This is a genomic window from Leucobacter luti, assembly GCF_004217175.1.
In the GTDB taxonomy this organism is placed as follows: Bacteria; Actinomycetota; Actinomycetes; order Actinomycetales; family Microbacteriaceae; genus Leucobacter; species Leucobacter luti.
Genome location: NZ_SHKI01000005.1, coordinates 16327 through 35950 on the forward strand (window position 1 = coordinate 16327; position 19624 = coordinate 35950).

A 19624-nucleotide genomic window follows, 5' to 3' on the forward strand; every position below is an offset into this window, starting at 1 on the left:
GTGCTTTCGGGCTCTGATGCGGCGGCGGCTTCGGCCGTCGCCCGCATTGCATCTCCCTCAGAAACTGCCGACTGGGACGCGCTCGTCGCGGCAAATCCCGGCGGCGGTGAGGTGTGGTCGGGCGACCCCTACATGCGCGTCAAGTGCGCCGAGGGGCGGTACCGCGCGCACCACGTGATCGTTGAACGACCGGGCGCGAGTTCCATCGCGGTCGGGGTGCTCGCCAAGCGCGTGCCGCTGCTCGGCGAGTGGTGGCACCTGCCAGCCGGGCCCGCCGGCGAGGACGCGGAGCGCGTCCTCGAAACCGCCAGCGCGGTCGCGGCGCTCGCGCGCAGTCGCGGTGCGTTCATGCTCAAGATTGAGCCGCGCACGGCGCCGGAGACCCGCGCGGCATTCCACGCTGCCGGGTACCGCGACACCGTGCGGATCATCCCCAATCCGTCAACGATCATCGTCGACGTGTCCGGGACCGAGGACGAGGTCTTCAAGCGGATCGGCAAGAAGGCTCGCAACTCGATCACGCGCGCAGCGCGCGACGGGATCGTGGTGACCCGCGTCGCCGCGAGCGACGAGCACTGCGCGGCCCTCTTCGGCCTGCTCCAGGAGACCGCCGAGGGGCGCTTCGTGCTGCGCTCCGCGCAGTACTATCGGGCGTTCTGGCAGACCTTCGAGGCCGCACACGCCGGACAGATCTTCCTCGCGCACCGCGCGGACGAGACGGGTGAGCCGCAGCTCGTCGCCGGCGCCTTCGCCATGGGGCTCGGCGCGAAGACCACCTACAAGGACGGCGCCTCCGTGCGCGCGAAGACTGCCTACGGCGCCTCGCACGCGCTGCAGTGGGAGGTGCTGCGCTGGGCACACGAGCGCGGCGCGACCTCGCACGACCTGTGCGGCGCTCCGCCCTCGGACCGGGCTGACGACAAGGACCACCCGCTGCACGGTGTGGGCCAGTTCAAGCGCTCGTTCGCGCCCGACATCACCGACTACGCTGGAGCATTCGACCTCGCACTGAAACCGCGCGCGTTTGCGCTGTGGACGAAGCTCGGCGATCGGATCGCTCGCCGGCTCTCGCTTGCCGTCCGGAAGGACCCGTACTACTAATGGCCACAGGACTGATGCGCGCGAGCGCCGTCATGGCGTCCGGCACCATGGTGTCGCGGATCCTCGGACTCGCGAAGGCAATGCTGCTCGCGTACGCCATCGGTTCGGTCGGCGCGCGCTCGGCCGACGCGTTCGCGAGCGGCAACCTGCTGCCCAACACGGTCTACATGATCCTGATCGGCGGCGTGCTCAACGCCGTGCTGGTGCCGCAGATCGTGCGCGCCGCGCAGAACGCGGACGGCGGTGCCGGGTACATCAACAAGGTACTCACGCTGGTTACCACCGCCCTCGTGATCATCACCGGCCTCGCGATGGCGGCCGCGCCGTGGATCGTGCGCGTGACCGTGCAGGACTGGGGCGACTCGCAGCTGGCGCTCGCCACGGCCTTCGCCTACTGGTGCATGCCGCAGGTGGTGTTCTACGGGATCTACACGGTGATGGGGGAGGTGCTGAACGCGCGCAGCGTGTTCGGCCCGTTTACCTGGGCCCCGGTGCTCAACAACGTCATCGCGATCGCCGGCATCCTCGTCTTCATCGCGATGTTTGGGTCTGACCCGAAGGGGCACCTCGCGGTCACCGCGTGGACCCCGGTGATGATCGCGATTCTGGCGGGATCGGCGACGCTCGGGATCGTGGCGCAGGCGCTCATCCTGTTCGTGTCGTGGCGCAAAGCCGGGATTCGGTTCCGACCAGACTTCGCGTGGCGCGGCGTGGGCCTCGGGCGCACCGCCAAGCTCGCCACCTGGACACTCGCGATGGTCGTGGTGATGCAGCTCGGCGGCCTCGTGACCAACCGCATCGTCTCGGTCGGCTCCGGCGAGGGACCCTCGCTCAGTGCGATGCAAAACGTGTGGCTGATCTTCATGATGCCGCACTCGGTGATTGCCGTCTCGCTCGCGACCGCGTACTTCACCCGGCTCTCGGAGTGGGGTCAGACCGGGAAGATGGCCGAGTTCCGCGCCGACTTCTCTGCGTCGGTGCGGCAGGTCGCGCTGGTGATGGTGTTCTCCGCCGTGGTGTTGGTCGCCGCCGCCCCGTTCATTTCGCGGGTGATCAACTTCGGCGCCACTACGGAGCAGGTCGATATGTTCGCGGAGGCGCTCATGGCGTACTCGGTGAGCCTGGCGGCCTACAGCTTCCTCTTCGTGGTGCAGCGCGCGTTCTACGCCCTCTCCGACACGCGCACGCCGTTCATCTTCACCTCGATTCAGATGGGGATCGTGATCGCGCTCTCCCTCACGCTGCCGTGGCTGGTTGCGCCCAGGTACATCGGGCTGTACTTCGCGCTGATCTGGTCGTTCGCCACCATCGTTGAGGCGCTTATCGCGACCTGGCTACTGCGTCGCAAGATCGGCTCGTTCGACGGGCGCCGGATCATGCAGAGCGTGGTGAAGTACGCGCTCGCCGCGATCCCCGCCGTGGTCTTCGGCCTGCTCGCGAGCTGGGCGATCCTGCTCGCGTTTGGCAACCAGAACGCAGTGCTCGCCGTGTGCTTCGCCGCCGCGGTGGCCGTGGTCGTCGGCCTGGTGTACGCCCTCGCGCTGCGTCTGCTGCGCTCCCCAGAACTCGCGGAGCTCACCGGCTTCGTGGCCCGCAAACTCGGAAGGACTCGCTCGTGACCTCGCTCACCGTGTCACCGTGCACGGATCGTGCCGTCTGGGACGACACCGTCGAAACCCTCGGCGGGCACCCGCTGCAGCTCTGGGGCTGGGGTGAACTCAAGTCGGCGCACCGCTGGCGCGCCGAGCGCGTGCTCGTGCGCGACGGCTCGGGTACCGACGCGCCCATCGTTGGCGCGTGCCAGCTCTTGACGCGCACCCTGCCCGGCCCGCTGGGCGACTTCGTGTACGCCCCGCGCGGGCCCGTGCTCGCGCGCGATCCGCAGGATTCGGATCTGCCCGCGCCCGCGCCCGCGCCGGGCGCGATCGCCGACGCGGTTGCCGCGTACGTGCACGGCTCGCGCCGGGCCGTCGCGGTGTCAATCGAGCCCGATGAGAACGCCGGGACCGTGCCGCTGTCGGGGGAGTGGCGCGAGAGCAAGACTCCCGTGCTGCCTGCGCGCACCCTGATCCTCGACCTGCGCAAGAGCGAGGACGAGTTGCTCGCAGAGATGTCGAAGAAGCACCGCCAGTACATTCGCAAGTCTGGCCGCGAGGAGACGATGGAGATCCGCCCCGTCGAGACGCTCGCGCAGCTCGACGAGTGCCTGGAAGTGTACCGGGCGACGAGTGAGCGCGCCGATTTCGGGCTGCACGAGGACTCGTACTACCACGATGCGTTCACCATGCTCGGCGACAACTCGCCGGTGTGGGCGGCCTACGTCGACAACGCGCCCGTCGCGTTCCTGTTCATGGCGCACTCGGGTCGCACGGCGTTCGAGCTCTACGGGGGCATGAGCGAGACCGGGCAGCGCCTCCGCGCGAACTACGCGCTGAAGTGGCACGTGATTCGCCACATGCGGGAGATCGGCGTGGAACGCTACGACTTCGGCGGACTCATCAACGACGGGGTGACCACGTTCAAGACCGGCTTCGCCGGGCACGAGAACCTCCTCGCTGGCTCCTGGGATCGCCCGGGTCCGGGCTACAAGATCTGGACCGAGGGGCTGCCGCTCGCAAAGAAGATCGTGCGCTCGCTCCGCCGGCGCTAACGCCGATATCTGGCGCGCCGCCGCCGAACACCCCCGCTGTCGGTGGTGCCCTGTACCGTAGTTACCATGGCCAGTAAAGCTTCGTCGCGCTCGAAATCGGGGAGCACCCCGGCGCGCGGGTCCCGCGGAACGGGGTCCCGTGCAACGGGGTCCCGGGCGACCGCGAAAACGAAGGTGCTCGTCGAGGCGCAGCCCACCGAGGGCGTGCTGATCCGCGCGTGGAACGGGCTCGCGCACGCCGTGGGTGGAGCTGCGCGCGCGTTCCGTGTCGAACCGCTCGCCGCAGAGGATCGCCGCGACGGCGTGCCACTGCTGCTGGTGCTGCTCGCCGTGGCCGGTGCGGTCATCGAGTGGTTCCTCATTGGCAACCCGGTCGCCGTGCAGCTCGACGCGTGGACCTTCGGCGGCCTGCTCGGCCGCGTCGCCTTCGGGCTGCCAATCATCATGGCCGGCTTCGCGCTGTGGCTCTTCAACCACCCCTCCAGCGTCACCGACAACCGCCGGATCGCGATCGGCCTCTTCCTTGCGATCACCGCGATCGCCGGGATCACGCACGTCTACGGCGGCCAGCCCAACCCGCGCGACGGCATGCCCGCGCTCGCCGAGGCCGGCGGTCTGCTGGGCTGGATGGTGGGTACCCCGCTCGCCGCGCTCACCATGTGGTTCGCGGTACCGGTGCTCTCGCTGCTGCTGCTGTTCTCCATCCTGATCGTCACCAAGACCCCGCCCGGTCGCATCGTGCGCCGCCTCCGCGAGGCGTATGCGTTCTTGTTCGGTGTGGTCGAGTCGGATGAGCCAGCCGAACCGCGCCAGTCGAAGAAGGAGCGCGCCAGCACGGACGCCGCCCTGTTCGACATCGAGGAGCAGCCGGCCGAGCCCGGTGCGCTGCCCTGGTGGCGGCGCAACTCGTCAGGTCGCGAGGAGGATCCGGCGTACGCCGGCGACAACCAGGCCCTCGACTCGATGCTCGCGGGCGCCCCCGAGGCGCCGGAGCCGGACGCCCCGGCGCGCAAGGTCGCCTTCGACTCGGCGCTCGCACCCGAGCCCGTCACCGACGTGTTTCCCGCCGAGCTGTTCACCGACCTCGATCAGGCGGAGGCCGCGGTCGAGACGGCCGCGGCGGCCCCGGCCTCGGGCCTCGGAGACGACTCGTGGGACGACTTCGCCCCGGCCGACACCGCGTCCGACGAGTCGGAGCCGGCCGCGGCAACGACCCCGTTCCTGGTCGCCCCCGTGCACGAGCCGGCGCAGCAGGCCGACTACCGGCTGCCCGATCAGGGTGCGCTCTCCGCGGGCGACGCCCCGAAGGCGCACACTGACGCGAACGACGTGATCATGGCGGCGCTCGGCCGCGTGTTCGAGGAGTTCAAGGTCGATGCACGCGTCTCCGGGTTCTCGCGCGGTCCCACAGTCACGCAGTACGAGGTCGAGCTGGGCCCCGGCGTGAAGGTGGAGAAGGTCACGGCGCTGTCGAAGAACCTCTCGTACGCCGTCGCGTCGAACGAGGTCCGCATTCTCTCGCCGATCCCCGGCAAGAGCGCGATCGGCATTGAGATCCCCAACCAGGATCGCGAGAACGTGGCGCTCGGTGACGTGCTGCGCTCAAACCGCGCGCAGCGCAGCACCCACCCCATGACCATCGGCGTCGGCAAAGACGTCAAGGGCGGCTTCGTGGTCGCAAACCTCGCCAAGATGCCCCACCTGCTCGTGGCCGGCGCAACCGGCTCTGGCAAGTCGAGCTTCATCAACTCGATGATCACGAGCATCCTTATGCGGGCCACCCCCGCCGAGGTGCGCATGGTGCTCGTGGACCCCAAGCGGGTTGAGCTCACGGTCTACCAGGGTGTGCCGCACCTCATCACCCCCATCATCACGAACGCCAAAAAGGCGGCCGAGGCGCTGCAGTGGGTCGTGAAAGAGATGGACATGCGGTACGACGATCTGGCAAGCTTCGGCTTCCGCCACATCGACGACTTCAACGAGGCGGTCCGCTCCGGTGGGATCGTGCTCCCGGCCGGGAGTCAGCGCGTGCTCAAGCCGTACCCGTACCTCCTCGTGGTGGTCGACGAGCTCGCGGACCTCATGCTCATCGCCCCGCGCGACGTCGAAGACTCGATTCAGCGCATCACCCAGCTCGCCCGCGCGGCCGGCATCCACCTGGTGCTCGCCACCCAGCGCCCCTCGGTCAACGTGGTCACCGGCGTGATCAAGTCGAACGTGCCCAGCCGCTACGCGTTCGCGGTGGCCTCTGGCACCGACTCGCGCGTCATCCTCGACGAGGTTGGCGCCGAGCGCCTGATCGGGCAGGGCGACGGACTGCTGCTGCTCAACGGCGAATCGTCGCCCATGCGCGTGCAGGGCGCCTGGGTCAACGAGTCAGAGATCGCTCAGGTCGTGGCGCACGTGAAGGCGCAGGCGCAGCCCGAGTACCGGGCCGACGTCGCACAGACCGTCGAGAAGAAAGACATCGACGAGGACATCGGAGACGACCTCGAGGTGCTGCTCGCCGCGGTCGAGCTGGTGGTCACCTCGCAGTTCGGATCCACCTCCATGCTGCAGCGCAAGCTGCGCGTCGGCTTCGCGAAGGCCGGTCGCCTCATGGACCTCATGGAATCGCGCGACATCGTGGGGCCGTCCGAGGGCTCGAAGGCACGCGACGTGCTCATCGCCCCCGAGCAGCTCCCCGAGGTGCTCGCCAGGCTCAAGGGCGGCCCGGCCCCGGCGCAGCCGTTCGTGGCCCCGGCGGCCCCTGCTCCGGCAGCGGCAGCGCCCCCTGCTCCCGCGGCGGACGGCGGCGGAGCGGTTGGCGGTGCAGCGGTCGGCAGTGCCGGCGCGGACCAGTCGCCGCACGGCGCTGATCCCGAGACCGCGGTCTTGCAGCCGCTCACCGAGGCGCTCCCGGCGCAGGGCGCAGGATTCGGCGATGATCGCTACGACGATCCCGTCGCGAAATACCAGGCAACACTCGAGGAGGTCGAGGGCGACGACGACGACGAAGACGCCTGGAGCCTGACCGGACGGGATTAACCGCACATGACCGAGACCTCAGCCCCGGTGAGCAACTGGAACGCGCCGAACATCATCACGGTGGCGCGAATGATCGCGACGCCATTCTTTGTCTGGATGCTGCTCGCCGATCACGGCGAGAACGGCCCGCTCCGCTGGGCCGCCGCGGCCTTCTTCGTGATCGCGATCGCGACGGACGCCTGGGACGGCTACCTCGCCCGCTCTCGGGGACTCGTCACCGATTTGGGCAAGCTGCTCGACCCGATCGCGGACAAACTCCTCACCGGCGCCGCGCTCGTGGGGCTCTCCATCCTCGGCGAGCTGCCCTGGTGGATCACGATCGTGGTGTTGATCCGCGAGGTGGGGATCACCGTGCACCGCCTCATGATTGTCAGCGACGTGGTGGTTGCCGCCGCGTGGATGGGCAAGCTGAAGACCGTCGCCCAGTCGGTGGCGATCACCCTGGCGCTCCTGCCGCTCGCCGACGTGCTCGGAGCGGCCGCCCCGATCGCGATTTGGGCAAACATCATCACCATGACCATTGCGGTCGTGCTCACGATCCTCAGCGGGATCGACTACGTGCTCGCGTACGTCCGCAACCGGAGCGGTGGCGGTGCGCGCGCCTGAGCCGCCCGTCGCTGCTGAGCCGCCGGTAGCGGCTGGGCGCTCGCGCGGTGCGAGCGCCCAGCCGGTCCCGGAGTCTGAGCCGGCGCTCGCGCGCGCGGTCATCGAGCGCGCGGCCGCGCTCGGGCTCCGCCTCGCGGTCGCTGAATCGCTGACCGGTGGTGCGCTCGCCGCGGCCCTCGTCTCGATTCCCGGCGCCTCCCGCGTGGTCTCCGGCGCCATTGTCGCCTACGACACCGACCTCAAACGCTCGCTCCTCGACGTCGACGCCGCCCTGCTCGCCGAGCAGGGTCCCGTGGCCGCCGAGGTCGCGCGGCAGATGGCGCGCGGGGTGCGGCGCGCCTGCGCGGTGTCACGCGGCACCGGCGTGGCCGTCGCCGCCGAGCTGGGGATCGCGACCACGGGGGTGGCCGGTCCGGATCCGGATCCGCAGACTGGGCAGCCGGCCGGCACGGTGTGGCTGGGGCTCAGCGTCGGGGACGCGGACACCGCGACCAGGCTCGCGCTCTCTGGCGATCGCGGCGAAATTCGTGGTGCCACGGTCCGTGCTGCCCTCACGGAGCTCCTCGCTGCCCTCGACCGTGTGTGACCCGGCCAGCGCAGGGCCAGCTCGCTCGAAACTGCGAATTTGATGAAACCTGAGTCGGGCTGACTCAACTTCAGAGAAGTTTCAGGAATAGAGCGGCTAGAGTCGGGGTTGTTCCATATAACACCGCCCAGTCTGGGTGGAGTTCTCGCGGCGGTTGATAGCCGAGAAGCGGGTAGGGTAGACGCACGACCGGTGGTCGTGCGAGTGAAGGAGGGGCCACATGGTGCTGATGCGTCAGGAGATCGGCGACGTACTTCGTGACTTCCGTCAACAAAAGGGCCGCACACTGCGCCAGGTTGCCGGGGACGCGAGCGTTGCGCTTGGGTACCTGAGCGAGGTTGAGCGCGGGCAGAAGGAAGCCTCGAGCGAGATCCTCGCCGCGGTTGCCGACGCGCTCGACACGCCACTCTCGGTCATTATGGGTGAGGTGAGTGAACGTCTCGCGATCGTTGAGGGGCTCGCGATCCCGCTCGCACACCGCGTACCCGATACGGTGCCGGCGGATCTTGTCTCGGGCTTTGCGTCCGAGCTCGTGTCCTAAGCTCGTGTCGCCAGAAGGCTTCCGCGCGCCGAGCGCGCGGGGAAAGCGCCCGACCCCGAAGGGGCGGGCGCTTTGCCGTTTCTGTGCCGAGGGGGGCGGGCGTGCGACTGAGTGAGTTTCGGCGCGCCTGCGTTGAGGAGTTCGGGGCCGAGTACTCGGGGGTGTTGCTGCGCGATCACTGGATCGCGGCGATCGGCGGGACCCCCAACGAGGCGCTCGAGCGCGGGCTCCCCGCCCGCGAGGTGTGGCAGGCACTCTGTGCCGACCTGCAGGTGCCGCTCGAACGGCGCCACGGCCGGGGGCTGCGCGACGCGAAATAGGCGGGTGGGTGTGCAACACGCCGGGGTGTTATTCGAAAGTGTGTTCGATGGGTGCTAACTTCGTCCACAGGTGAGGTAAGTGCCTTGTTCTCCACAGAATGACCAGCGTCAGGCTTCAATGTCGGTGGTTGCTTCTAGTGTGAACAGCACGAACACACCAGTGCCTTGTCTGCCCCGCACCGGGGCCGAGACAGTCGGTAGGCAGCAACCCGCGGTAGGCCCGCACACACCCAAGGAGCAAGAACATGGCAGCACCCAAGGACCGCGAGAAGGCTCTCGAGGTCGCGCTCGCGCAGATCGATAAGAACTTCGGCAAGGGCGCCATCATGCGCATGGGCAGCCAGGAGCGCGCCCCCGTCGAGGTCATCCCCACCGGCTCGGTGGCCCTCGATGTCGCGCTCGGGATTGGTGGGCTTCCCCGCGGCCGCGTCGTGGAGATCTACGGCCCGGAGTCGTCGGGTAAGACGACGCTGACACTGCACGCGATCGCCAACGCGCAGCGCGCCGGCGGCATCGCCGCGTTCATCGACGCAGAGCACGCACTCGACCCCGAGTACGCGAAGAAGCTCGGTGTCGACATCGACGCGCTGCTCGTGGCGCAGCCAGACACCGGCGAGCAGGCACTCGAAATCGCCGACATGCTGATCCGCTCCGGCTCGGTCGATCTCGTCGTAATCGACTCGGTTGCGGCGCTCGTGCCGAAGGCCGAGATCGACGGCGAGATGGGCGACAGCCACGTGGGGCTCCAGGCGCGACTCATGTCACAGGCGCTGCGAAAGATCACCGGCAGCCTCAGCGCCACCAAGACCACCTGCATCTTCATTAATCAGCTGCGCGAGAAGGTCGGTGTGTTCTTCGGGAGCCCCGAGACCACCTCCGGCGGCAAGGCGCTCAAGTTCTACGCGTCCGTCCGCCTCGACATCCGTCGTATTCAGACGCTCAAGGACGGCACGGACGCGGTGGGCAACCGCACCCGTGTCAAGGTCGTTAAGAACAAGATGGCTCCGCCCTTCAAGCAGGCCGAGTTCGACATCCTCTACGGCATCGGCATCTCCCGCGAGGGCTCGCTCATCGATTACGGCGTTGAGCAGGGCCTCATCAAGAAGAGCGGCGCCTGGTTCACCTACGACGGCGACCAGCTTGGCCAGGGCATGGAGAACGCGCGCCGCTTCCTCATTCAGAACCCCGACATGGCGCTCGAGATCGAGGAGAAGATTCTCACCAAGCTCGGCGTCAACGGCCGCAGCGAGGAGCCAGAGGTGCCCGCGGCACCGGCCGAACCCGCTGCCGAGGCCGAGCGCGCGAGCGCCTAGCCGCATGGCCGTCCGCTTCCTCCCGCCCCCGAGCGAGCCCGTCCCCGGGGGTGGGCAAGACCGCGCAAATCTCGCGGAGGTCGTCGAGCTGCGCGGGCTGCTCCGTCAGCGCACTTGGGGCACTCCCGCGGACTCCGACACCCCCGCAGACTCAGAGAGCCGTGCGGGCGCAGACCCCCGTGGGGACGTCGGCGCTCCCGCGGGGGAGCCCGCGTCCGGCCCCGAGGAGGGCGCCGCAGCGGTGGCGCCCGCGGCGGTGGCCGCCACCGGCGAACCCGCCAGCCCCGCGGCGTCCGCGATCGTCACTGCGCTGAGCGATCGGCTGGTCCGTGCGAGCGAGTTGCCCGCCCCCGCCGAGGTGGGCGAGCGGCCCGCGGTGGCGCCCGGCGCGCGACGCGCGGCGGTGACGCCCGTGTCGCTGACCGACGCGCAGTCCGAGGCACGCGGGGTTCCCGCCGATCCGGAGGACCCCGAGTCGGATCCCGCCCGTGCCGCGTACGATGACGGCGTGCGGCTGCTCGCCCGGCGAGCCCGCTCCAGCGGCGAGCTGCGCGAGGAGCTCCTGCGCCTCGATCACGCCGCAGCGCACGTTGACGTGCTCATCGACGAGTTCTGCGAGAGCCACTACCTCGACGATCTTGGTCTGGCGCGCACGGTCACGGAGAAGCTGCGCACGGCGAAGCGTGCCAGCCGGTCGCAGATCCGCATGAAGCTCCGGGAGCGCCGCCTCGCGGACGCGATTATTGACGAGGCGCTTGGTGAGCTCGACGACGACGAGGAGTTCACGCTGCTGCGGGACGCCGCCGTCGCGCGAGCCAGCAAACTGGGCGGGCTCGACCGCCAGGTCGCCGAGCGGCGCCTCCTCGGCTTTCTTGCGCGGCGCGGCTGGTCTGGCGAGCCGGCCATGCGCGCCGTCAAGGCGGCACTCGACGGCGGCGGTTCCGGGAGGTCCGGCGGCGGTGTCAGGTTCAGGTGAGCCGGACCGCGGTGTGAGTGAGGCACGGCGGCGTCGATCGCACACTCAGTTCCGCGGGTTTTCGGCACAGGAGTGCAGTGTGTGCGCCAGTTTCGCCCTGCGCGCCGATAAACTGGCGCCATGAGTCTTGCATCCGCCGACCCCATCGTGATCGCACCGTCGCCGGCCGCGCTGCGCCCCGACGGCAGCCCGCGCAGCTACACCGTGCGCACGCTCGGCTGCCAGATGAACGTGCACGATTCAGAGCGCCTCTCGGGCTCCCTCGACGCGGCCGGCTACATCGCCGCGACCGACCCGGCCGACGCCGATGTCGTGGTGATCAACACCTGTGCAGTGCGTGAGAACGCCGCGAACAAGCTCTATGGCAACCTGGGCTACCTCGCCGGCGTGAAGCGCGAGCGCGACGGCATGCAGATCGCGGTCGGCGGGTGCCTCGCCCAGAAGGATCAGGGCACGATCGTGGAGAAGGCCCCCTGGGTCGACGTGGTCTTCGGCACCCACAACATGGGTTCGCTTCCCGCCCTGCTGGAGCGCGCACGCCACAACGCCGAGGCTCAGGTGGAGATCCTCGAGGCGCTCGAGGTGTTTCCGTCGACGCTGCCCACCCGCCGCGAGTCGGCGTCGAGCGGCTGGGTGTCCATCTCGGTGGGGTGCAACAACACCTGCACGTTCTGCATCGTGCCGGCCCTCCGCGGCAAGGAGAAGGACCGCCGCCCCGGCGACGTGCTCGCCGAGGTCCAGGCGCTCGTAGACGACGGCGCCATCGAGGTCACCCTGCTGGGGCAGAACGTCAACACCTACGGTGTCGAGTTTGGCGACCGCCAGGCCTTCGGCAAGCTGCTGCGCGCGATGGGCGAGATCGAGGGGCTTGAGCGCGTCCGCTTTACGAGCCCGCACCCCGCCGCGTTCACCGACGATGTGATCGCGGCAATGGCAGAGACGCACAACGTGATGCCGTCGCTGCACATGCCACTGCAGTCCGGCTCTGACGGGGTGCTCAAGGCGATGCGCCGCTCCTACCGGTCGAAGAAGTTCCTCGGTATCCTCGACGCGGTGCGCGAGCGGATCCCCACCGCGGCGATCACCACCGACATCATCGTCGGGTTCCCCGGCGAGACCGAGGAAGACTTCCAAGACACCCTGCGCGTGGTCGAGGCGTCCCGGTTCCAGAGCGCCTTCACGTTCCAGTACTCGATCCGACCGGGCACGCCCGCGGCCACGATGCCGGATCAGGTGCCCAAGGAGATCGTGCAGGAGCGCTACGAGCGGCTCATGGCGCTGCAGGAGCGGATCTCGTTCGAGGAGAACGAGGCCCAGGTTGGACGCACCGTTGAGGTGCTCGTCTCCGTGACCGAGGGCAAAAAGGACGCCGCGCGCAGCCGCCTGTCGGGACGCGCAGAAGACAACCGTCTCGTGCACTTCGCCGTGCCCGAGGGCGCTGCGGAGCCCCGCCCGGGCGACGTGGTGACCGTGCAGATCACGTCGGCCGCGCCGTTCTTCCTCATCGCGGATGTCGAGCCGGGGGTGTACGCCGTGCGCCGCACCCGCGCCGGCGACGCCTGGGATCGCCGGCAGGCAGAGAGCTGCGGCGTTCCCGCCCCGGCCGGGGACACCGCCCCGCGCGCGGTCAGCCTCGGCCTCCCCACGATCCGCACTCGATGATCGACGCGGGCCCACGGCTCTGGGTCATCGTCGGCGCGACCGGGACCGGCAAGTCGGCGCTGTCACTCGACCTCGCCGAGGCGCTGGCGGCCCGCGGCCGCCGCGCCGAGATCGTGAACGCCGACGCGATGCAGCTGTATCGCGGCATGGACATCGGCACCGCGAAGCTTCCCGAGGGGGAGCGGCGCGGGATACCGCACCACCTGTTTGACGCGCTTGAGCCGGCCGCCGAGGCTACCGTCGCCTGGTATCAGCCGGTGGTGCGCGCCACCATCGCGGAAATCACCGCGCGCGGTGCCGACGCGATTCTGGTCGGGGGATCAGGGCTCTACGTGTCGAGCGCCGTGTTCGACTTCACGTTTCCGCCTCGCGACGACGCCGTGCGTGCGGCGCTCGAAGCGGAGCTCGCCGCGGGCGGCACCGCCCCGCTGCTCGCGCGCCTCGCGGAGCTCGACCCCGCCGCAGCCGCGAGTGTTGACGTGAGGAATCCCCGCCGCGTGGTGCGCGCACTTGAGATCGCGCTGCTCGGCGGCTCGGCGCAGACCACGCTGCCGGAGGCGCCGGCCCTGTGGCACGCGGACACGCGGATCCTCGGCGTGCACGTCGATCGGGCTGACCTCGTGCCGCGCCTCGACCAGCGCGTTGAGACGATGTGGGAGGACGGACTGCTTGACGAGGTGCGCGGTTTGATCCCACGCGGAATCGAGACCGGCCCCACGGCCTCACGCGCGATCGGCTACGCGCAGGCGCTCGCGCAGCTCGCCGGTGGGCTCGGCGAAGCCGAGGCGATCGCGGAGACGCAGGCGCTCACCCGCCGCTACGCCCGCCGGCAGGTGAGCTGGTTCAAGCGCTACCGCGACGTGTCCTGGCTCGCACCGGGGGAGTTGCCCGGACTCGACGGGCCGGCCGCCAGCTAGCGGCGGGCGCGGCGGTACGATTCCCAGGCACCGCCGCCCGCGGCGATCGCGCCGAAGAGCACCGCGCCAATCGGCCACAGCACCCACGACTGGCCCCACGCGTCGCCGATGAAACTCCACCCCAGGTAGATCGCGGTGAGCAGCGGCCAGTAGAACGACGCGATCACGCCCACGATGCTGTGCGGATCATCGTCCTCCGCCTGTGGTGCCGGGCCGCGGCGATCGAGCTTCTCGGCAACCGTGTGGGCCCACGCGGTGGGGAGCAGGACCAGGAGCCCGATCGCCACGACGAGGAGGAGCGCGACGACCCCGCTGGCCACCCACGTCCCCTTGGTGGGGGAGTCGTTGAGCAGTGCTGCCGTGAGGAGCGGCGCCGGGGAGAGGATCCAGAGCAGTACGGCGATCTGCAGCGCGCGAATCCGGCTGCGCTCGTGCCGCTGCGCCAGCTCGCGGGACCACGCGGTCACCTCGGCGGTGGGGGTGAATCTGCCGCTTTCGAGCCGGTTGAACGGGGTGAGCTCCCGCGCCGAGCTGATGAGGAGCATCACGCCGACCGCGACGAGCAGGAGGAGTGCGAAGACCCCGATCAGCGTGGCCGGGCCCGAGGCGAGTGGGATGACGCCCTCGGACGCGGCGCTCGTGAGCCAGATCAGCTTGGCCGGGGAGATCACGAACAGCGCGATCGCGATCGCGGTGCGGTACCGCGTGCGCTCGTGGGCGTCGGCGTAGCCGCTCGCTTCTGCGATGGTGACAGGCGGGTCCGCCGGCTGGGTCGGACGCGCGGCAGCCGGGATCCCGGCCGCGGCAGCTCCACCCGCGGGGGCTCCGGCGGCGGGAGCGACAGTCGGTGCGGCCGCCGCGGGGGAGCCGGCGGCGATTCCGAGTTCGGAGGTGATTCCGAGCTCGGGCGCCACCTCGGCGAGGTTCCCGAAATCGCTGATCACCTGACCCACGGCCTCGTTTTCGGAGCGGCCCTCCGCGATCAGGCTCGTGTAGGCGTCTTCCATCATTCCATGCAGCTCGGCCTTCGCCTCGAGTAGCCGCGGGGTTTGCGGGTAGGCGCTGAACATCGTGTTCAGGTAGCTCATGATGATGTTCACGGCTCGACTCCTTCGGTGAATCGATCGACGACGGACTTGGTGTGGTGCCACTCGGTCACCTTGAGCTGCAAGTGCTCCCGACCCGCGTCGGTGATCTGGTAGTAGGTGCGCGGCTTTCCGGAGGGGGAGACATCTGCATACGAGCTCACGAGAGCGCTCGTTTCAAGGCGCTTGACCGCCGAATAGAGCGTGGTCTGCTTGATGGCGTAGTCGTCGCCCGTGACCGCGCTGATGCGCTGCGCGAGTTCGTATGCGTAGGAGGGCCCGGTGCGCAGGAGCGAGAGCACCATGAGGTCCACGTAGCCGCGGATTGCGTCGCCGCCGATCATGTGGTCTCGTCTCTACTGGGAACCCTGTACTGCGCCAAACATACTACGTCAGTCATAGTACGTCAAGCGTGCGATGTGGGTGCCGCGGCTGTCGCGTCGGCTCAGGGCGCCGTGCCGCGGCTCGGCCTACTCGACGATCCCGCGGCTGCGAGCGTGGAGCGCACGAATCTCTGCGGCCAGCTCCGGCGCCGGGCCCGCGACCGGGACGCCCGGCGCTACGGCCCGGATGGGAAGCGGTGCAACGGGGGCCGCGGGCGCGCCCCACTCGGCGAGCCAGGCGCCGAGCTGCGCGGTGCTCGCCGCGTACACGATCCGGCCGAGCCCCACCCACGCGTGCGCGGCGGCGCACATAGGGCAGTGCTCCCCGGACGTGAACACGGTGCTCGCGGCTCGCTCAGCGGGGCTCAGCTGCGCCGCGGCCCAGCGGGCGATCTCAAATTCTGGGTGGCGGGTGGCGTCGCCGCCGCTCACGCGGTTGTGATCCTCGAACCGCACCGCGCCGTCCGCATCCACCAGGAGTGACCCGAACGGCTCGTCGCCGAGGTCGAGGGCAGCCTGTGCGAGGCGCACGCAGTGTCGCAGGTGACCAAGCTCCGCCTGCGTGAGGGCGGTGTCGGGAGCGGTCTCACCGGCGGCCGAGGCCGCGGGGTTGGACGGCGGGGAATCGGGCGTGTGTGTCATTTCCTCACGCTAACCCAGAGTCGCCCCCGAAGCGAGGGTGCCGCGTCAGCGTCCGCGCGGCCCAGCTGGCGGCACCGACTGGTTCCCGGGCGCCGCCGGCGATGCGGCTCGGGCGTCCGTGAATGCGCCGTGAGAGGATGTGCGGATGGCATTTGAGATCCGCGCGTTTGCAGTGCCCGACACGGACCCCGTGATTGCGCTGTGGCGTGCGCGCGGTCTCACCCGCCCCTGGAACGACCCAGAGCAGGACATCGCGCGGAAGCTGCGGGTGCAGCCCGAGCTGTTCCTGGTGGCGGTGGACGGTAACGCGATCGTTGGCTCGGTGATGGCCGGGTACGACGGGCACCGGGGCTGGCTCTACTACCTCGCGAGCGACGCCGCGCGCGCCGGCGAGGGAATCGGCCGCGCGCTGGTCGCGGAGGCCGAGGTGCGTCTCGCCGCGCTCGGCTGTCCGAAGGTGCAGCTGATGGTGCGCTCGGAGAACGAGCGGCTGATCGGGTACTACGACGAGCTCGGGTACGAGGATGCCGACGTGCTGGTGCGCGGCAAGCGGCTCGACGGGTGAGCGCCCGCGCGCCCGGCTGCCCGTAGACTTGTCCCATGACGACCCTCGCGTTTACCAAGGGCCACGGCACGGGCAACGACTTCGTGCTTTTTACCGACCCGGACGGCGAGCTCACGCTCACCCCGGAGCAGATCCGCTTCCTGTGCGACCGGCACACGGGCATCGGGGCCGACGGCGTGATTCGCGCGGTGCGCTCGCGCGCGCTCCCCGAGGGCGCGGCCAGCCTCGCGGAGGAGCCCGACGCGGAGTGGTTCATGGACTACTGGAACGCTGACGGCACCCCCGCCGAGATGTGCGGCAACGGGATCCGCGTCTACGCGCACTACTTGATCACGGAGGGCCTGGTTGCCCCGGAGCGGCGGGACACGCTGCCGATCGGCACCCGCGCCGGTGTGAAGGACGTGCTCGCCGGCGTCTCCGGGTACACCGTCGACCTCGGCCGGTGGCGGCTCGCCCCCGAACGCCTCGTTGCGGCGCACGGGCTCGACGTGGCGCGCCCCGGACTCGGAATCGATCTGGGGAACCCGCACGTGGTCACCGCGCTCGCGCACGCCGGCGAGCTCGAGGGGCTCGATCTGCATCGCGCGCCCGCGCTCGATCCCGCCCCGGCCTCCGGTGCGAACGTGGAGTTCGTGGTCCCCGAGGATCCGCTGATCGCGGATGGCGTGGCCCGGATTCGCATGCGCGTGCACGAACGCGGCGTGGGCGAGACGCTGTCGTGCGGCACCGGGACGGCTGCCGCGGCGCTTGCGTTCAGGCACTGGGGTGGCGAGGGGATGCCGAACCACTGGCGCGTGGACGTGCCCGGGGGGCGCCTCGCCGTGCGCATGTTCGCGACGGAGGAGGGCGAGCACGTCTCGCTGAACGGCCCGGCAGAGCTCGTGTACTCGGGCGAGATCGAGCTGCCCGAGGCGTAGCGCCGCCTCGGCCGCCCGGCCGCTCGGCCGCCGGCCGCTACGCTTCCGGGCGCTCCGCCCGGATTACGTGGAAGCCCTTGTCGCGCGCCATCCGGTCGACGGCGAGATCCGGGAACGTCGCCCCGATCCAGCGCTGCAGCGAGTCGGCGCCGAGGTGCTTGGCGACGACAAGGTGCGCGACGCCGCCGGGCGCGAGCCGGGGGAGCCACTGCTGCAGGATGCCGTGCAGCGCGTCCTTGCCGACGCGGATCGGCGGGTTCGAGCGAATCTCGCCGAACCGCACGTCAGCGGGCACCTCGTCGGGTGCGGCGACCCTGATCCCGGTGAGGCCGAGTCCGGCGGCGTTTGCGCGCGTGAGCTCGCGGGAGCGCTCGTTGATGTCGACGGCCCAGACCTCGCGCTCGGGGAACTCAAGCGCAGCGGCGAGCGCGATGGGCCCCCACCCGCAGCCGATGTCCAGGAGCGGGCCGGGGCGATCGTCGCCTGCCTTCGCGAGGGTGCGCAGCAGGATCTCGGTGCCGCGATCAAGATGCTCGGGGCTGAACACGCCCCCGGCGGTCGTGACGCGTCGGGGGGCGCCCGCGAGTTCGACCTCGATGGTGCGTGGTTTGAAGTCGCCGGCCGGGGCCTCGGAGAAGTAGTGCTCGGTCACCCGACCAGTATCCCAGGCGCTGCGCCCCTGGCGAACTCGGCCTGTGCTGCGCTGCCCGCGCGGCGTAGACTTGTGGCAGATGACGAAACGACTCTCTGAAGACTCAGACCAGATCCTCGACGCCGTTGCGGCGGACGACGGGGCCGCCGCGGCGAGCCAGGTCGCAGACGATGCCCCCGCGGCGGCGTCGGGCGATCCGCTTGATCGCGTGCTTTCGCGCGCCGGGCGCTCGGAGTCCGCCACGGTCATTCGTGACCTGACGGGCGGCGCGCAGGCGCTTGGCGATGAGTCGCACGATCAGCTCGGCGCCGACCTCGACGCGATCCGCATGGAACGCGAGGATCGCGCGTCGCTGCGGCGCGTCGTCGGGCTCTCGACCGAACTTGAAGACGTAACCGAGGTCGAGTACCGCCAGCTGCGTATTGAGAACGTGGTGTTGATCGGGATTTACTCTCAGAAGTCAACGGACGACGCCGAGAACTCGCTGCGCGAGCTCGCGGCGCTCGCCGAGACGGCCGGCGCCGTGGTGCTCGACGGGCTGCTGCAGCGCCGGGCCAACCCGGATCCGGCGACGTACCTGGGCAAGGGCAAGGCGCAGGAGCTTGCTGAGCTGGTCGCCGCGGTTGGTGCAGACACCGTGATCGCCGACACCGAGCTCGCCCCTTCTCAGCGCCGCGCGCTGGAGGACGTCGTCAAGGTCAAGGTGATCGACCGCACCGCCGTGATCCTCGACATCTTCAGTCAGCACGCGAAGAGTCGCGAGGGCAAGGCCCAGGTTGAGCTTGCGCAGCTGCAGTACCTGCTGCCGCGTCTGCGCGGCTGGGGTGAGTCGATGTCGCGGCAGGCCGGTGGGCAGGTCGGATCCGGCGGGGCGGGCATGGGCTCGCGCGGTCCCGGCGAGACGAAGATGGAGCTCGATCGCCGCAAGATCCACACTCGCATGGCGAAGCTGCGCAAGCAGATCCAGCAGATGGCGCCGGCGCGCGAGGCAAAGCGTGCAAATCGCAAGCGCGGCGAGGTGCAGTCGGTCGCCATCGCCGGATACACGAACGCCGGCAAATCGAGCCTCCTCAACCGCCTCACCGGCACGCAGGAGCTCGTACAGAACCAGCTGTTTGCCACCCTCGACACCGCGGTGCGGCACGCTGAGACCGACGACGGCCGCAAGTTCACCTACGTCGACACGGTCGGCTTCGTGCGCGAGCTGCCTCACCAGCTGGTTGAGGCGTTCCGCTCCACGTTCGAGGAGGTGGGCGAGGCAGACGTGATCCTGCACGTGGTCGACGGCTCCCACCCGGATCCAGAAGCCCAGCTGCGCACCGTGCGCGATGTGATCGCCGAGGTGGACGCGCAGGGGATTCCCGAGATCGTCGCCTTCAACAAGGCGGACCTGCTCAGCGACTCGCAGCGGCTCGTGCTGCACGGGCTCGTCCCCGACGCGGTGTTCGTGTCTGCGCGCACCGGCGAGGGGCTCGACGAGCTGAGCCGCCGGATCGACGCCGCGCTGCCGGTACCCGACCGCGAGGTCACTGTCGTGGTGCCCTACGACCGCGGCGAGCTGATCGCCGAGATGCACGAGCGCAACCGCGTGCTCGAGACCGAGTACGTCGAGGAGGGCACACGGGTTCGCGCGTATGTGACGCCGGAGATGTTCTCGAAGCTGCAGGCCTACCTGAGCTGA

The 19624-nt window shown here is 69.8% G+C and carries 19 protein-coding genes; 15 read left to right on the forward strand and 4 right to left on the reverse strand.

What is annotated here, in order from left to right:
• From EV139_RS09185 to miaA, 12 genes are all read left to right on the forward strand, one after another.
• The gene (locus EV139_RS09185; protein WP_130454052.1) at positions 1 to 1101 is read left to right on the forward strand and encodes a lipid II:glycine glycyltransferase FemX; all 1101 of its coding nucleotides are present in this window, start codon (positions 1 to 3) and stop codon (positions 1099 to 1101) included.
• A complete protein-coding gene (murJ, locus tag EV139_RS09190) occupies positions 1101 to 2720 on the forward strand; it encodes a murein biosynthesis integral membrane protein MurJ (protein WP_130454053.1) in 1620 nt (539 codons plus the stop codon). Before EV139_RS09185 ends, murJ begins: the two co-directional genes overlap by 1 nt.
• Complete coding sequence (locus EV139_RS09195; RefSeq protein WP_130454054.1) at positions 2717 to 3751, forward strand: lipid II:glycine glycyltransferase FemX; 1035 nt, start codon at positions 2717 to 2719, stop codon at positions 3749 to 3751. Before murJ ends, EV139_RS09195 begins: the two co-directional genes overlap by 4 nt.
• Before the next feature lie 66 nt (positions 3752 to 3817).
• On the forward strand, positions 3818 to 6778 hold the full coding sequence (locus EV139_RS09200; RefSeq protein ID WP_130454055.1) for an FtsK/SpoIIIE family DNA translocase: 2961 nt from the start codon (positions 3818 to 3820) through the stop codon (positions 6776 to 6778).
• Between the two features lie 6 nt (positions 6779 to 6784).
• Positions 6785 to 7384 (forward strand): CDP-diacylglycerol--glycerol-3-phosphate 3-phosphatidyltransferase, encoded by a 600-nt coding sequence (gene pgsA / locus EV139_RS09205; protein ID WP_130454056.1) that lies wholly within the window; start codon positions 6785 to 6787, stop codon positions 7382 to 7384.
• Positions 7371 to 7970: a CinA family protein gene (locus EV139_RS09210; protein WP_130454057.1), complete on the forward strand. Its 600-nt coding sequence runs from the start codon at positions 7371 to 7373 to the stop codon at positions 7968 to 7970. The genes pgsA and EV139_RS09210 overlap by 14 nt, the downstream gene beginning before the upstream one ends.
• A gap of 220 nt (positions 7971 to 8190) precedes the next feature.
• On the forward strand, positions 8191 to 8511 hold the full coding sequence (locus tag EV139_RS09215) for a helix-turn-helix domain-containing protein (protein WP_130454058.1): 321 nt from the start codon (positions 8191 to 8193) through the stop codon (positions 8509 to 8511).
• A gap of 101 nt (positions 8512 to 8612) precedes the next feature.
• Positions 8613 to 8831 carry a DUF3046 domain-containing protein gene (locus tag EV139_RS09220; RefSeq protein WP_130454059.1) on the forward strand — a complete coding sequence of 73 codons (219 nt, stop codon included), beginning with the start codon at positions 8613 to 8615 and terminating at the stop codon, positions 8829 to 8831.
• A gap of 245 nt (positions 8832 to 9076) precedes the next feature.
• Positions 9077 to 10144 (forward strand): recombinase RecA, encoded by a 1068-nt coding sequence (gene recA / locus EV139_RS09225; protein ID WP_130454060.1) that lies wholly within the window; start codon positions 9077 to 9079, stop codon positions 10142 to 10144.
• A gap of 4 nt (positions 10145 to 10148) precedes the next feature.
• Positions 10149 to 11120, forward strand: a complete 972-nt coding sequence (locus tag EV139_RS09230) for a regulatory protein RecX (RefSeq protein ID WP_130454061.1) — start codon at positions 10149 to 10151, stop codon at positions 11118 to 11120.
• Between the two features lie 120 nt (positions 11121 to 11240).
• The gene (gene miaB, locus EV139_RS09235; RefSeq protein ID WP_130454062.1) at positions 11241 to 12782 is read left to right on the forward strand and encodes a tRNA (N6-isopentenyl adenosine(37)-C2)-methylthiotransferase MiaB; all 1542 of its coding nucleotides are present in this window, start codon (positions 11241 to 11243) and stop codon (positions 12780 to 12782) included.
• The gene (gene miaA / locus EV139_RS09240) at positions 12779 to 13699 is read left to right on the forward strand and encodes a tRNA (adenosine(37)-N6)-dimethylallyltransferase MiaA (protein ID WP_130454063.1); all 921 of its coding nucleotides are present in this window, start codon (positions 12779 to 12781) and stop codon (positions 13697 to 13699) included. The genes miaB and miaA overlap by 4 nt, the downstream gene beginning before the upstream one ends.
• Here miaA and EV139_RS09245 read toward each other — a convergent pair.
• The 3 genes from EV139_RS09245 to EV139_RS09255 all read right to left on the reverse strand — a co-directional run bounded on the left by EV139_RS09245 (position 13696) and on the right by EV139_RS09255 (position 15809).
• Positions 13696 to 14799 carry a permease prefix domain 1-containing protein gene (locus EV139_RS09245; protein WP_130454064.1) on the reverse strand — a complete coding sequence of 368 codons (1104 nt, stop codon included), beginning with the start codon at positions 14797 to 14799 and terminating at the stop codon, positions 13696 to 13698. The two genes, miaA and EV139_RS09245, sit on opposite strands and share 4 nt — an antisense overlap.
• Positions 14796 to 15128 (reverse strand): PadR family transcriptional regulator, encoded by a 333-nt coding sequence (locus tag EV139_RS09250; RefSeq protein ID WP_130454065.1) that lies wholly within the window; start codon positions 15126 to 15128, stop codon positions 14796 to 14798. Before EV139_RS09250 ends, EV139_RS09245 begins: the two co-directional genes overlap by 4 nt.
• 126 nt (positions 15129 to 15254) lie before the next feature.
• Positions 15255 to 15809, reverse strand: coding sequence for a nucleoside deaminase (locus tag EV139_RS09255; RefSeq protein ID WP_130454066.1), 555 nt, complete (start codon positions 15807 to 15809; stop codon positions 15255 to 15257).
• A gap of 145 nt (positions 15810 to 15954) precedes the next feature.
• Between EV139_RS09255 and EV139_RS09260 the strand changes: the two genes are divergently transcribed.
• On the forward strand, positions 15955 to 16374 hold the full coding sequence (locus EV139_RS09260) for a GNAT family acetyltransferase (RefSeq protein ID WP_130454067.1): 420 nt from the start codon (positions 15955 to 15957) through the stop codon (positions 16372 to 16374).
• A gap of 35 nt (positions 16375 to 16409) precedes the next feature.
• On the forward strand, positions 16410 to 17291 hold the full coding sequence (dapF, locus tag EV139_RS09265; protein WP_130454068.1) for a diaminopimelate epimerase: 882 nt from the start codon (positions 16410 to 16412) through the stop codon (positions 17289 to 17291).
• Positions 17292 to 17328: 37 nt separating this feature from the next.
• Here the strand turns inward: dapF and EV139_RS09270 are convergent, their stop codons facing one another.
• Positions 17329 to 17943: a class I SAM-dependent methyltransferase gene (locus tag EV139_RS09270; RefSeq protein ID WP_130454069.1), complete on the reverse strand. Its 615-nt coding sequence runs from the start codon at positions 17941 to 17943 to the stop codon at positions 17329 to 17331.
• Between the two features lie 79 nt (positions 17944 to 18022).
• On the opposite strand from EV139_RS09270, the gene hflX reads away from it, so the two are divergent.
• Positions 18023 to 19624, forward strand: coding sequence for a GTPase HflX (gene hflX, locus EV139_RS09275; protein ID WP_198677526.1), 1602 nt, complete (start codon positions 18023 to 18025; stop codon positions 19622 to 19624).